The sequence below is a fragment of the Amycolatopsis sp. NPDC104863 genome (genome assembly GCF_055582965.1).
The window spans coordinates 382,730-395,322 of the sequence record NZ_JBVJOW010000011.1; the positions used below are offsets into that span (position 1 = coordinate 382,730).

The 12,593-nt window shown below is 71.1% G+C and carries 13 protein-coding genes; 1 reads left to right on the forward strand and 12 read right to left on the reverse strand.

Translation table 11 applies throughout. From position 1 onward, the window contains the following. Positions 1-58: 58 nt before the first annotated feature. Complete coding sequence (locus ACZ63J_RS45430) at positions 59-742, reverse strand: uracil-DNA glycosylase (protein WP_465341507.1); 684 nt, start codon at positions 740-742, stop codon at positions 59-61. Then, on the reverse strand, positions 739-1,398 hold the full coding sequence (locus ACZ63J_RS45435; RefSeq protein ID WP_465406972.1) for an endonuclease V: 660 nt from the start codon (positions 1,396-1,398) through the stop codon (positions 739-741). The genes ACZ63J_RS45430 and ACZ63J_RS45435 overlap by 4 nt, the downstream gene beginning before the upstream one ends. A 31-nt stretch (positions 1,399-1,429) precedes the next feature. Here ACZ63J_RS45435 and ACZ63J_RS45440 point away from each other — a divergent pair, with 31 nt between their 5' ends. After that, positions 1,430-2,923, forward strand: coding sequence for a S10 family peptidase (locus tag ACZ63J_RS45440; RefSeq protein WP_465406970.1), 1,494 nt, complete (start codon positions 1,430-1,432; stop codon positions 2,921-2,923). Here the strand turns inward: ACZ63J_RS45440 and ACZ63J_RS45445 are convergent. The 10 genes from ACZ63J_RS45445 to ACZ63J_RS45490 all read right to left on the reverse strand — a co-directional run bounded on the left by ACZ63J_RS45445 (position 2,901) and on the right by ACZ63J_RS45490 (position 12,480). After that, complete coding sequence (locus ACZ63J_RS45445) at positions 2,901-3,200, reverse strand: hypothetical protein (protein ID WP_465406969.1); 300 nt, start codon at positions 3,198-3,200, stop codon at positions 2,901-2,903. The two genes, ACZ63J_RS45440 and ACZ63J_RS45445, sit on opposite strands and share 23 nt — an antisense overlap. Before the next feature lie 265 nt (positions 3,201-3,465). Next, the gene (locus ACZ63J_RS45450) at positions 3,466-4,245 is read right to left on the reverse strand and encodes a hypothetical protein (RefSeq protein WP_465406967.1); all 780 of its coding nucleotides are present in this window, start codon (positions 4,243-4,245) and stop codon (positions 3,466-3,468) included. Continuing rightward, positions 4,242-5,024 (reverse strand): hypothetical protein, encoded by a 783-nt coding sequence (locus ACZ63J_RS45455; RefSeq protein ID WP_465406966.1) that lies wholly within the window; start codon positions 5,022-5,024, stop codon positions 4,242-4,244. The genes ACZ63J_RS45450 and ACZ63J_RS45455 overlap by 4 nt, the downstream gene beginning before the upstream one ends. Beyond that, positions 5,021-5,848 (reverse strand): hypothetical protein, encoded by an 828-nt coding sequence (locus ACZ63J_RS45460; RefSeq protein ID WP_465406964.1) that lies wholly within the window; start codon positions 5,846-5,848, stop codon positions 5,021-5,023. Before ACZ63J_RS45460 ends, ACZ63J_RS45455 begins: the two co-directional genes overlap by 4 nt. Positions 5,849-5,896: 48 nt before the next feature. Continuing rightward, positions 5,897-6,733, reverse strand: coding sequence for a hypothetical protein (locus tag ACZ63J_RS45465; protein WP_465406962.1), 837 nt, complete (start codon positions 6,731-6,733; stop codon positions 5,897-5,899). An 84-nt stretch (positions 6,734-6,817) separates the two neighbouring features. Continuing rightward, positions 6,818-8,485 carry a S8 family serine peptidase gene (locus ACZ63J_RS45470; RefSeq protein WP_465407071.1) on the reverse strand — a complete coding sequence of 556 codons (1,668 nt, stop codon included), beginning with the start codon at positions 8,483-8,485 and terminating at the stop codon, positions 6,818-6,820. Between the two features lie 126 nt (positions 8,486-8,611). Further along, positions 8,612-9,610 (reverse strand): ABC transporter ATP-binding protein, encoded by a 999-nt coding sequence (locus ACZ63J_RS45475; RefSeq protein ID WP_465406960.1) that lies wholly within the window; start codon positions 9,608-9,610, stop codon positions 8,612-8,614. Continuing rightward, the gene (locus ACZ63J_RS45480; protein ID WP_465406958.1) at positions 9,603-10,598 is read right to left on the reverse strand and encodes an ABC transporter ATP-binding protein; all 996 of its coding nucleotides are present in this window, start codon (positions 10,596-10,598) and stop codon (positions 9,603-9,605) included. The genes ACZ63J_RS45475 and ACZ63J_RS45480 overlap by 8 nt, the downstream gene beginning before the upstream one ends. A gap of 6 nt (positions 10,599-10,604) precedes the next feature. Then, positions 10,605-11,558, reverse strand: a complete 954-nt coding sequence (locus ACZ63J_RS45485) for an ABC transporter permease (RefSeq protein ID WP_465406956.1) — start codon at positions 11,556-11,558, stop codon at positions 10,605-10,607. After that, on the reverse strand, positions 11,551-12,480 hold the full coding sequence (locus tag ACZ63J_RS45490) for an ABC transporter permease (RefSeq protein WP_465302485.1): 930 nt from the start codon (positions 12,478-12,480) through the stop codon (positions 11,551-11,553). Before ACZ63J_RS45490 ends, ACZ63J_RS45485 begins: the two co-directional genes overlap by 8 nt. Positions 12,481-12,593: the final 113 nt, after the last annotated feature.

A 12,593-nucleotide genomic window follows, 5' to 3' on the forward strand; every position in this document is an offset into this window, starting at 1 on the left:
ACCTTGCGAGGGGACCCCATCTCGCTGTGACCAGCGTCGCTGCACCTTCCGTAACGATTCAGTCCGAGGCCGTCACCGAGGTCGCGGCACGGAAGACGTCGGCCACCATCGTGTGCGTCAGCAGTCCGGTCTGGACATTGCGCGGCGAGACGTGATAACAGCCGAATACGCGCAGGTCGCCGAGCTCCAGGACGGCGCCGTGCCCGAACGCCGGCCGCGGCGACGGCACCGGCCAGCCGGCCGCGGCGAGCACGGGCAGCAACGCCTGCCAGCCGAACGCCCCGAGCACGACGACCGCGCGCAGTGTCGGACGTAACAGCGTCAGCTCCTCCGCGAGCCACGGCCGGCAGGTGTCCCGCTCGGCCGGCGTCGGCTTGTTCTCCGGCGGGGCGCAGCGCACCGGCGAGACGAGCCGCGTGCCGTACAGCTCGAGGCCGTCGCCGAGCCGCTCGGACGTCGGCTGCGACGCGAGCCCGACCTCGTGCAGCACCCGGAAGAGGAAGTCACCCGACGGGTCGCCGGTGAACATCCGGCCGGTCCGGTTCGCGCCGTGCGCCGAAGGCGCCAGCCCGACGACGGCGAGCGACGCGTCCGCCGGCCCGAAGCCCGGCACCGGCCGCGCCCAGTACTCCTCACCCCGGAACGCCGCCTTGGTGCCCGCGACGCCTTCGCGCCAGGTGACCAGCCGCGGACAGGCACGACACCCGGCGACGGCCACGTCCAGCTCGGCGAGCGTCCTCATCGCAGCGCCGCCCGGGACAGGTGGTCGGCGCGGCGCGTCGTCTCGGGGAGCCGGTAGCGCGGAGTCAGCGCCAGGGTCAGGCGGCAGGCGTGCGCGAGGTCGATCCGGTGCCCGGCCGAGACGTACACCGGCTTGACGCCGTCCTGGGTCCGCAGCACCGCGCCGACCTCCTCCCCCGCGTCGACCAGTGGCGCCGACGAGCCCCGGGCCGCCGCGGGAACGTCGTGCGAGCCGACGAACCGCGTCTTGCCGACGCCGAACGCGGGCAGCCCGGTCAGCACGCCGAGGTGGCAGGCGAGCCCGAAGCGCCGCGGGTGCGCGAGGCCGTGACCGTCGCAGACCAGCACGTCGGGCTCACGGTCGAGCCCCTCGAGCGCGGTCAGCAGCGGCGGCAGCTCGCGGAAGGCGAACAGGCCCGGTTCGTACGGGAAGACGGCCTGCGCGCGGTGCGTCCGCTCCTCGACGACGGTGAGCCCCGCGGTCTCGAGGGTGACGACCGCCGCGGCGATGTCGCCGGCGTCGTCGTAGGCGACGTCAAGGCCGGTCACCGTCGGCGGCAGCTCCGGGCAGTCGTCGCGCACGTCGACCTGCCCGCGCAGGCGTTCCTGCACCGCAAGCGCGTCTTCTACCGTCGTCGGCCAGTCCCCGGTGTGCACCGAGTCACCCTGCCACAACTAGGTTGGGTCCATGGCGGACACGACCCCCGAAGAGGCTCCCGAGAAGAAGGCTCCGGAAACGACGGAGATCCCGGCCGAGCCCACCGACGACATCGTCACCACCCAGCACACGATCACCGTGAAGCGGAAGAAGCTCGCGTACACGGCGAAGGCGGGGCGGATCGTCCTCCGCAAGGAGGTCGTGAAGGACGGCAAGTCCGAGGGTGTCAAGGCGAAGGCGGAGGTCTTCATCACCTCCTACACCCTCGACGACGCCGACCCGGGCTCGCGGCCGGTGACGTTTGCCTTCAACGGCGGCCCCGGCTCGTCGAGCATCTGGCTGCACATGGGCCTGCTGGGCCCGCGGCGGGTGCTTTCGGGGGACGTCGACGACCTCGTGCCGCCGCCGTACGGGCTGGCCGACAACCCCGAGACGCTGCTCGCGCACAGCGACCTGGTCTTCATCGACCCGGTGTCGACCGGCTACTCGCGCGCGTCCGAGGGCGGCGAGACCAAGGACTTCCACGGGTTCAAGGGCGACATCGAGTCGGTCGGCGAGATCATCCGGCTCTGGGTGTCACGCCACGAGCGCTGGCTGTCGCCGAAGTTCCTGGCCGGCGAGTCGTACGGCACGCTGCGCGCCGCCGGGCTGGCCGCGCACCTGCAGGAGCGGCACGGGCTCTACCTCAACGGCCTGCTGCTGATCTCGTCCGTGCTCGACCTCGGCACGCTGCGGTTCACCGAGGGCAACGACCTGCCGTACTCGCTGTACGTGCCGACGTACGCGGCGATCGCGCACTACCACGGCTTCCACGGCGAGCGCCCGCTCGACGACGTCCTCGCCGACGCCGAGGACTTCGCGGCGAAGGACCTGCCGTGGGCGCTGGCCCGCGGCGCGCGGCTGTCCACACAGGACCGCGCGGACGCCGTGGCGGCGCTGGCGTCGCTGACCGGGCTCACCGAGTCCTATGTGGACCGGGTGAACCTGCGGATCGAGCACGTCCGGTTCTTCACCGAGCTGCTGCGCGACCGCGCGCTGACCGTCGGCCGGATGGACGGCCGCTTCACGACGTGGGAGCCGGACGGCGGCCGCGAGCACATGAGCGACGACCCGTCGATCTCCCGGGTGATCGGCGCGTACGCGGCGTCGTTCAACCACTACGTGCGGGCCGAGCTGGGTTACGAGAACGACCTGCCGTACGAGATCATCCACGAGGACACGTTCAAGGCGTGGTCGTACTCGGACTTCGAGGGCCGCTCGGTGTCGGTGGCCGACTCGGTGAGCGCGGCGATGCGCGCGAACCCGCACCTGCACCTCCACGTGGCGTTCGGCCACTACGACGGCGCGACGGCGTACTTCGCGGCCGAGCACGTGCTGGCCCACCTGCAGATCCCCGAGGAGCTGCGGGAGAACATCGACACGGCGTACTACCCGGCGGGGCACATGATGTACGTCCACGAGCCGACGCGGGTGCAGCAGTCGAAGGACCTCGCGAAGTTCGTCAAGAAGGCGTCGAACCGCTGACGTCCGGGCCGGGGCCTTCCTTCTCGAGGGCCTCGGCCAGGTCGGCGTGGGCTGCTTCGTTCCGCTCGCGGACGTCGGCCCAGGCCGTGCTTTCGTGCACGACGACCTTGGCCTCGCCGAGCCGCGCGCCGGTCAGGTCGCGGACCGCCCGGACGCAGTCGATCTGCGAGAACCCCCGGCGGCGCAGCTGGACCAGCACGGTGTCGAGGGCGATCCCGGCCGCGAAGGCGGTCCGGCCTTCGGCGAGGAACCGGTCGTACCCGGCGTCGTCGATCATGCGGCCACCCCCCGGGCTCGGCGAACCTGGATCACGGACACAGTCTGCGCCATCCAGGCCAGGATCACGTAGGCAATTAGCCAGCCGGTGAACCCGGGCGGCTGCCGTCCGTGGCCGGAGATGTGCAGGCGGCCTTGCGGGTCAGCCAAGCGCACAGCCCCGCCAGCGCGGCTCTCCCGCCGAAGCTGATCACCGTGACGCCCCAGGCGCCCTGCGGCCGCGGGTCCGTTCCGCGGGCGGGCCACCACTCTGCGACCTGGATCCTTCAGCGAAACTCCGGTGGTGCCCAGTTCACCGCGGTCTGCGCGGGCAACGGGTCGCCGTAGTGTCCAGGCGGGAGCGGCCGCCGGTTCCGCCGGTACGCCAGCAACTCCGCGGCCATCACCAGCACGGCGTACCCGATCAGCCACGGCCCGAACCCCGGCGGCACCCGTCCGCCGGCGGCGACGTCCAGCAGGGGCGGGACCGCCACCAGCGAAGGAGCCGCCGTGTGGAGGTTCTCCGCCAGGATCCCGCGGTACACCGCCAGGGACTCCGGGTCCTCGGCGAGCACCGGGCCGCGCAGGAACCCGGTCAGCACCACGGCGGCGCAGACCGCGCTCAGGCCGAGCAGCCCGAGCCAGCTCCGGGCGTAGGCCGGCGCCGTGGAGAGCATGACCACGGCCAGCGCCACACCGCCGCCGTACGCGAGGGCCAGCGCCGCCGCGAACCAGCCGCCTGCCGCGCTGTAGTCGCGCGTCGCGCCCTCCCAGGGTCGAGTGCGACGAGCCAGCTCTCGCTGCCGGCTCCGGACGCTCTGCCACAACCCCAGCTCGATGAAGAAGCAGATGAAGTACGCCAGCGTGGCCGCGGTCTCCCCGAAAAGGCTCTCGTAGCCGACCATGACGAGGGACCCGGGCACGGCGAACAGCAGCAACCGCAGCGCAAAGCGGTCGAACTTGACGTTGCGGATGACCAGCAGCTGGCCGATGTACGACGTCGCGTCGGCGACCGGCCGGCCGCGTTTCGCGAGCCAGCGCAGGCCCACCTCGTATTCGGTCTTCACGAGACCTCCCCGTAGTGAGCGTCCGAAGGCAGCGCGGGAATCCGCCGCCGCTGGGTGAACCACGCGACGACGTGCGTGGCGACCGCGAGCACGAGGTAAACGACCAGCCACGGCTTGCCGGGCAGGTCCGTGAACACGAGGTCGCCGACCAGCGGCACCGCGAACGCCGACGGCATCGTGAGCTGGACGTCTTCGAGCCGCGTCGCGAAGTCGATCGCCAGGGAGCCTTCGTCCTCGGCGAGCACCGGGCGCCGGAGCGTCCCGGCCACGATGATCGTCTCCACCACCGCGCCCAGCGCCAGCAGGCCGAGCCAGAACCACGCCCAGAGCAGGCCCGACGCGGCGAGCACGGCACCCAGGACCGCGCCGCCGCCGAAGGTGACCGCGAACGCGGCCGCGTACCAGCCGCCCAGCACCTCCCGCCACGACAGGCGCGGGCGGACCGGCCGGTCGCCCAGCTGCGCGCGCGCCTCCCGGTCACCGCCGCGGACGTTCAGCCAGGTCCCCAGCACCGCCACGGTGATGGTGAAGAAGGCCGGTCCACCGACGGGCAGGTCGGCGGCGTCCACCGACGGCAGCAGCCGCAGGAACTGGTACCCGCCGACGCAGACGCACATCAGCGCCGTCAAGAAGAAGACCGCGGTGAAGGCGCCCGGCGACGACTTCCCGCGGCGCACGCTCAACCGTGCGGTGAGCAGTGTCGTGGGCTCGTCCACCCGGATCCCGCGCCGCGCGAGCCACTGCGCCGCGGCCCGCTCCCGGGCCGTCAGCGTGATCACCGGACACCGGCCTGAGCCGGCAAGGGGACGCCGTAGTCGCCCGCCGGGAGGATCGGCCGCCGCCCGCGGGACACCAGCGCGCCGGTGATCTGCAGGGCCGCCGCCAGCACCGCGTACCCGACGAGCCAGAGCGCGAACCCGGGCGGCTGGCGGTGGGTCGTCACGAGGTCCGTGAGCACCAGGAACGCGTAACCCGCGGGCAGCGTGACGGCGAGGTCGTCGCGCCGCAGCACGGCGTCGACCGCCAGCGACGGCTCGTCTTCGGCGATCACCGGCCGGCGCACGAGGCGGGTCACGGCGACCGCGAAGAGCACAAACGCCAACGCCAGCAGCCCGAGCCAGCTCCAGGCGTAGGTCCGGTACGACGTCGCGAAGTACATCGTCAGGCCGAGCGCGGCGCCCCCGGCGAAGGTCACCACGGCGGACGCGAGGAACCAGCCGTCGAGCACCTCGCGCCGCGGTGGCCGCGGGTGGTGGAGCGCCCGCGGGCCCAGCGCGGCCGCGGCCTGCCGGTCCCGGCGCCGGAAGCAGAACCAGGTCGCGCTCTGGGCCCCGAAGACGATGAAGTACGCGACCTTGCTTTCGGTCATCTCCACCCCGCGCACGCCGGGCAGGTACTGCAGGCACTGGTAGGCGACCGCGCAGCCGATCGCGGCGAGCATGATCACCATTTGCGCGACCAGCAGCCCCTTCGGCAGCGCGCGCCCGCGGATGCCGAGCCGGGTCGCCAGCAGCCGGGTCGGGATCCCCACCCGGACCCCGTGCCGGCCCAGCCAGACCGCGGCCGTCACGATCTCGCCTCGTGTCGGCACCACTTCACGCATCAAAACCTCCCCGTTTCGAGGAGAACACGCACCACCGGGCGAAAAGGTTTACCTGCCGTAGTACCCGGGCGGGAGGTGCCGGTACCGGTAGTAGGTGACCAGCCAGCCGATCAGCTGCAGGACGACCACGACCACCAGGTACGCCAGCGCCGACCAGCCCAGCCAGCCCGGTGTCGCCCAGTCGACCCCGAAGACCGGCATCGCCAGCACGGCGTACACGGCGTTCGGGGCGAAGCGGTACGGGTCCTCGGCGCGCAGCAGGTCGTCGACCCGGCGGGACGTCTCGTCCTCGGCGATCACCGGTGCGCGGAGCACCCGGCCGAGCACCAGTGCGGTCGCGCCGGCCCCCAGGGCCAGCGCGAACGTGTGGATCCCGATCTCCACGACCGGCGGGTACCAGTGCTTCGGGTTGGCCTGTGGCATGGTCAGGAAGGTCGCCGCACACAGCGCCGCGCCGCCGAGGAACGTGATGGCCGTCGAGCCGAGGTACCACCAGCCCACCTGCTTCGCCGCCACCCGGAACGGGGGCGGTTCGCCGGTGCCGGCCAGCCGCTCGGCGACCTGCTCACGACGCTGGACCCGGCGCCAGCGCAGCGCTTGGAACACCGCGAAGAGCACCACTTCGACCGCGAGCGAACCCGGCAGCTCCGCGGTGTCGAGCACGAACCAGGTGAACCACCACAGGACCGCGATGACGATCGCGAAGGTGGGCACCCCCTGGCCCCCGAGGGCCCGCCCGCCGAGGCGGAGGGCGAGCAGCCTGGTCGGCAGCCACAGCCGCACCCCGCGCTTGACCAGCCACATCCGGGTCCGGCCCACCTCGAGCACCGTCGGCTCGCCCGGCAGTCTCGGATCCACCGGCAACGCCGGCTCACGCACGTCCACCCCGAAGTCCCCCCTCGTTCCCCTGTGAAACGCGGAGCGCCCCGAGGAGGTTGCCTCCTCGGGGCGCTCTTTCCGGAACTTTCTTTACTTGAGGTACTGCGTCCCGCGCGTCACGGCGGCGTAGGCGTCGACCGCGCCGTTGCCGTAGAAGCCGTTGAACGACGGGCTGCCCTCACAGGTCGCCGTGAACGTGGCGTCCCGGCCTTCGTCCAGGTAGTCCACCGTCCGCGGCACCGGACAGGCGATCTCGGAGGCCGTGCCCTCGAGGACCCGCTGGACCTTGTCCGGGTCCAGCCCGAAGCCGGCGCCCGACTTCTTGCCGTACTGCGAAACGATCAGCGCCGCGACACCCGCCGCGTGCGGCGTCGCCATCGACGTGCCCTGCAGCCACTGGTAGTAGCCGACCCGGCCGTCGGCCGCCGTCGCCTTCTGGACGCCCAGCGCGACACCGGCCGGCGTCACGTTGCCCGCCGCGTCGACGTTGCCCTCGGCCACGGCCACGTTCTTCGGGTACGCCGAGAGGATCTCGTTCTCGACCGTGCGGAACCACGGCGTGCCGAAGCCGTCGCGGAAGTACCCGCCCGGCGCGGACACCGAGATCTGCTCGGTGCCGTAGTTCGAGTAGTCCGCCTTCGCCTGCGACGGCCCGAACGCGCCGACGCCGATCGTGTGGTTGCCCTCGACCGGGAGGTTCAGGCAGGAGCTGTTGTCGACCGTGCGCGGGTGCGTCGAGTTGGCCGGGTAGTCCGGGCTCGTGGTGTCCGGCTGCGGCGCGCCGAGGTCGGTGTGCTGGTTGCCCAGCGCGACCACCATCGTGACGCCCTTCTTGTGGGCGTAGTTCAGCGCGCGCTGGGTCGCCTCGATGATCGTGCGCTGCTCGGCCTGCTCCGCGGCCGAGTCGGCCGGGTTCGCCGTGCAGTTGTACAGCCACGGGTCGGTGTAGAAGCTCATGTTGACGACGTCGATGCCCGCGTCGCCGGCGTAGGTCAGCGCGTCGACGGTCGGCTGCAGGAAGAAGTAGCCCGAGTCCTGGCCGGCGCGGATGTTCACCAGCGTCACGTTCGGGGCGACACCCGAGATGCCGAAGCCGTTCGCCGCGGCGGCGATGGTGCCGGCGACGTGCGTGCCGTGCGCGCCGTCGTCGTGGTTGACCGGGTCGACGCAGCCGCGGAACTCGCACGGGCCGTCGACCTCGACGCCGTTGACGTCGAACGGGATGTCCTTGACGAAGTTGCGGGAGTCGGCCGCGTCGAAGTTCGGCGCGATGTCCGGGTGCGTGCCATCGATGCCGGTGTCGATGACGCCGACCTTGACCTGCTTGCTGCCGGGCTGCTTGGTGCGCGAGAGGTCCGAGCGGACGGACTTGAGGCCCCAGAGCTGGTCGTCCAGCGGGTCCATCCCGACGGCCTTGTTCGCGGCGGCCTTCTTGGCGGCGGCGCCGCGGCCTTCCTTCTCGGTGCTGTCCTTCTTGGTCTTCTTGCCGTCCTTCGGCAGCGAGCCGATGACCTGGGCCTTGGCCGCGCCGAACACGGCCCGGTTCGCCGAGACGCGCTCGGTGAACCCACTGGCCGGGGCGCTGGCCTTGATCAGGCCGACGGCGCTGTTGGTCTCCAGCACGGTCCCGCCGGCGGCGCGGATCGCCTGCTGGGCGGTGCCGATGCTCTGGGTGTCCTTGGCGAGCACGGTGAATTCGGTGGCCGGGCCGGACAGCGCGGGCTGCGCCGCCGCGACGGGGACCGCGCCGGCCGACATCGCCCCGAACAACGGGACGGCCAGCGCGGCGGCGAGAAGCCTGGGTCTCTTCACGTTTCTCCTCCTCGGAAAGCGGTTCCTGCACCGTATAGATCGGACATTGTGGTTACAACGGCCAAACGTACGTTATGGAACAACCGACTTCTGCTCCGCGAAGTGACAAGCTGACAAGTGACCGTCGGTCCGCGGCACGAGCTCGGGAACCTCCTCGGCGCACTTGTCCTGCGCCTTCCAGCACCGCGTGCGGAACCGGCAGCCGGACGGGGGATCCAGGGGACTCGGCACGTCGCCGGTCAACCGGATCACCTGCCGCTGCCCGCGCACGGCCGGGTCCGCCACCGGCACCGCGGACAGCAGCGCCTGGGTGTACGGGTGGGACGGTCGTTCGTAGATCTCCTCGTCCGTGCCGATCTCGACGATCTTGCCGAGGTACATCACGGCGACCCGGTTGGACAGGTGCCGCACCACCGAAAGGTCGTGCGCGATGAAGACGTACGACAGCCCGAACTCGTCCTGCAGGTCGCCGAGCAGGTTCATCACCTGCGCCTGGATCGAGACGTCCAGGGCGGACACCGGCTCGTCGCAGATGATCACCTTGGGCCGCAGCGCGAGCGCCCGCGCGATGCCGATGCGCTGGCGCTGCCCGCCGGAGAACTGGTGCGGGTAGCGGTTGAGGTGCTCGGGGTTGAGCCCGACGACCTCCAGCAGCTCCTGCACCTTCTTCGCCCGCGAGCCCTTCGGCGCGACGTCGGAGTGGATCTCGAACGGCTCGCCGACGATGTCGCCGACGGTCATCCGCGGGTTGAGCGAGGTGTACGGGTCCTGGAGCACGATCTGGATCTCGCGCCGCAGCTTCCGCAGCTCGTTGCCACGCAAGGAAAAGATGTCGCGGCCTTCGAACTTCGCACTCCCGGCGGTCGGTTCTTCCAGGCGCATCAGCACCTGGGCCAAAGTGGACTTGCCGCAGCCGGACTCGCCGACGACGCCGAGCGTCTCGCCCGGCATGAGGTCGAACGAGACGCCGTCGACGGCCTTGACCTGGCCGATCGTGCGCTTGAACAGGATGCCGGTGCGGACCGGGAAGTACTTCTTGAGGTCGGTGACCGACAGGATGGGCTCAGGCACGGGAGTTCACCACCTCTTCGGCGAAGTGGCACGCGCTGGTCCGGCCGAAGCCGATCCCCAGCGGTGGCGGGACGTCGACGCTGCACTTGGCTTCCGCCCGCTTGCACCGCGGGTGGAACGCGCAGCCCGGCGGGATGTCGAGCAGGCTCGGCGGCAGGCCCTTGATGGTCTCCAGCGTCTGTCCTTTGAGGTCCAGCCGCGGCAGCGAGTCCATCAGCGCGGCGGTGTACGGGTGGGCCGGCGCGCGGAACAGCTCGGTGACGTCGGCCTGCTCGACGATCCGGCCCGCGTACATCACGGCGATCCGGTCGGCGACCTCGGCGACCACGGCCAGGTCGTGGGTGATGAGCACGAGCCCCATCTTCCGTTCGGCCTGGATCTCGGCCAGCAGGTCCATGATCTGGGCCTGCACGGTGACGTCGAGCGCGGTGGTCGGCTCGTCGGCGATGAGCAGGTCCGGGTCGAGCGCCAGCGACATCGCGATCATCGCGCGCTGGCGCATGCCACCGGAGAACTGGTGCGGGTAGTCCTTGATCCGCCGCTCCGCGGCCGGGATCCGGACGATGTCGAGCAGCTCGATCGCGCGCTTGCGAGCGTCCTTCTTGGACATCCCGAGCCGCACCCGCAGCTGCTCCTCGATCTGGAACCCCACGGTGAACACCGGGTTGAGCGCCGAAAGCGCGTCCTGGAAGATCATCGCGATCTCGCTGCCGCGCACCTCGCGGCGCCGTTCGGCGGACGCGGTCAGCAGGTCCTCGCCGCGCCAGCGCACCGCGCCGCCGGTGATCACGCCGGGCGGCATGTCGAGGATGCCCATCACGGTCTGCGCCGTGACGCTCTTGCCGGAGCCGGACTCGCCGAGCACGGCGAGGGTCTCCCCGGCGTGCACCGAGTAACCGACGCCGTTGAGCACGCTGGCCACGCCGTCGGAAGTGCGGAACTCGACGTGCAGATCCTCTACTTCGAGCAGTAGTTCGTTGTCGGACAAGGGGATCTACCTCGACTTCGGATCGAGCGCGTCGCGGATGCCGTCACCCAGCATCACGAAGGCCAGCACGGTCAGGGTGACGAAGGCGCCGGGGAACAGCAGCATGTGCGGGTCGGCGCGGAAGTAGTCCCGCGAGTCGCTGATCATCACGCCCCACGAGATCACCGGCGCGCGCACGCCGATGCCGAGGTAGGCCAGCGTCGCCTCGGCGCCGATGAACGCGCCGAGCGCGATGGTGGCGTAGACCAGCACCGGCGCGATCGTGTTGGGCAGCAGGTGCCGGAAGATGATCCGCGGGGTGCTCGCGCCGAGGCCGCGCGCGGCCTTGACGTAGTCGAGCTGCTTGGCCACCAGCGTCGCCGAGCGCATGATGCGCATGGCCACCGGCCAGCTCAGCACCGCGATCGAGCAGACGACCTGGACGATGATCGTCACCGCGCCCGGGTTGGAGCCCGGCGCGTTGAACGTGGTCAGGATGACGATCGCGCCGAGCACGAACGGCAGGCCGGCGAAGATGTCGCCGAAGCGCGACAGCAGGCTGTCGACGAACCGCCCGTAGTACCCGGCGAAGATGCCGACCAGCGAGCCGAAGAGGACGGTCAGCAGCGTCGAGAACACCCCGACCAGCAGGGACGCCCGGGTGCCGTAGATCGTGCGGGCGTAGACGTCGGCGCCCTGGTTGTCGTAGCCGAACCAGGCGTCCGCGGACGGGCCCTCGTTGGCGTGCGTGAGGTCGCTGAAGCCCGCGTCGCGCGAGCTGAACAGGCCGGGCGCGATCGCGATCACGACGATGACCAGGATGATCACGGCCGAGGCGACGAACGCGGGCTTGCGGCGCAGCTGGCGCCACGCGTCGCTCCACAGGCTGCGGGGTTTCTGCGGGCCGGTGGCGGAGTCGTCGACGCGGGACAGCTCGGCCGCGTCGGCCCCGCCGCCGCCCACCAGGTTCGGGTCAGTCATAGCGGATCCTCGGGTCGAGAACGGCGTAGAGCAGGTCGACGACCAGGCTCATCAGCAGGTACACCAGCACCAGCAGGACGACCACGCCGACGACGGTGGCGCTCTCCCGGTTCTGGATGCCGCGGAAGATGAGCCCGCCCAGGCCGTTGATGTTGAACACGCCTTCGGTGACGATCGCGCCGCCCATCAGGGCGCCGAGGTCGGTGCCGAGGAACGTCAGCACGGGGATCACCGAGTTGCGGAGCAGGTGGACCCCGACCACGCGGCTGTTGGGCTGCCCCTTCGCGATCGCGGTGCGCACGTAGTCGGCGCGGCGGTTTTCGGCGATGCTCGTTCTCGACAGCCTCGCGACGTAGGCCATCGACAGGCTGCCGAGTGCGATGCCGGGGACGATCAGCTCGCCGACGCTCGGGTTGTCGGACACGCTGGCCTCGATCAGGCCGAGGCCGTTGGCGCCCAGGGCGAGCTGCAGCACGATCGCCGTGACGAACACCGGCAGCGAGATCAGGAACGTCGTCGACACGAGCACGAGGTTGTCGAGGAAACCCTTGCCGCGCAGGCCGGTCAGCACCCCGGCGGTGAGGCCGATGAGGGCCTCGATGACCACGGCGATCACGGCCAGCCGCAGCGTGATCGGGTACGACGTCGCGATCAGCTCGCCGACCGAGGTGCCGTTGAACGTCTCGCCCCAGTCGCCGGTGAACAGGCTCCCGAGGTACTTGAAGTACTGCACGAAGATGTTGTCGTCGAGGTGGAACTTCTCGGTCATCTGGGTGATGTAGGCCGGCGGGCACGCGGCCTGGCCGCACTTGCCGGAGAACGGGTCGCCGGGCACGGCCCAGACGAGGACGTAGATCAGGAAGGTGGTGCCGAAGAAGACCGGGATCAGCTGGAGCAGCCGTCGCAGGACGTAGCGGATCATGAAGAGTTCCTAGTGCGCGCCGGGGGGGGGGGGGGGGGGGGGGGGGGGGGGGGGGGGGGGGGGGGGGGGGGGGGGGGGGGGGGGGGGGGGGGGGGGGGGGGGGGGGGGGGGGG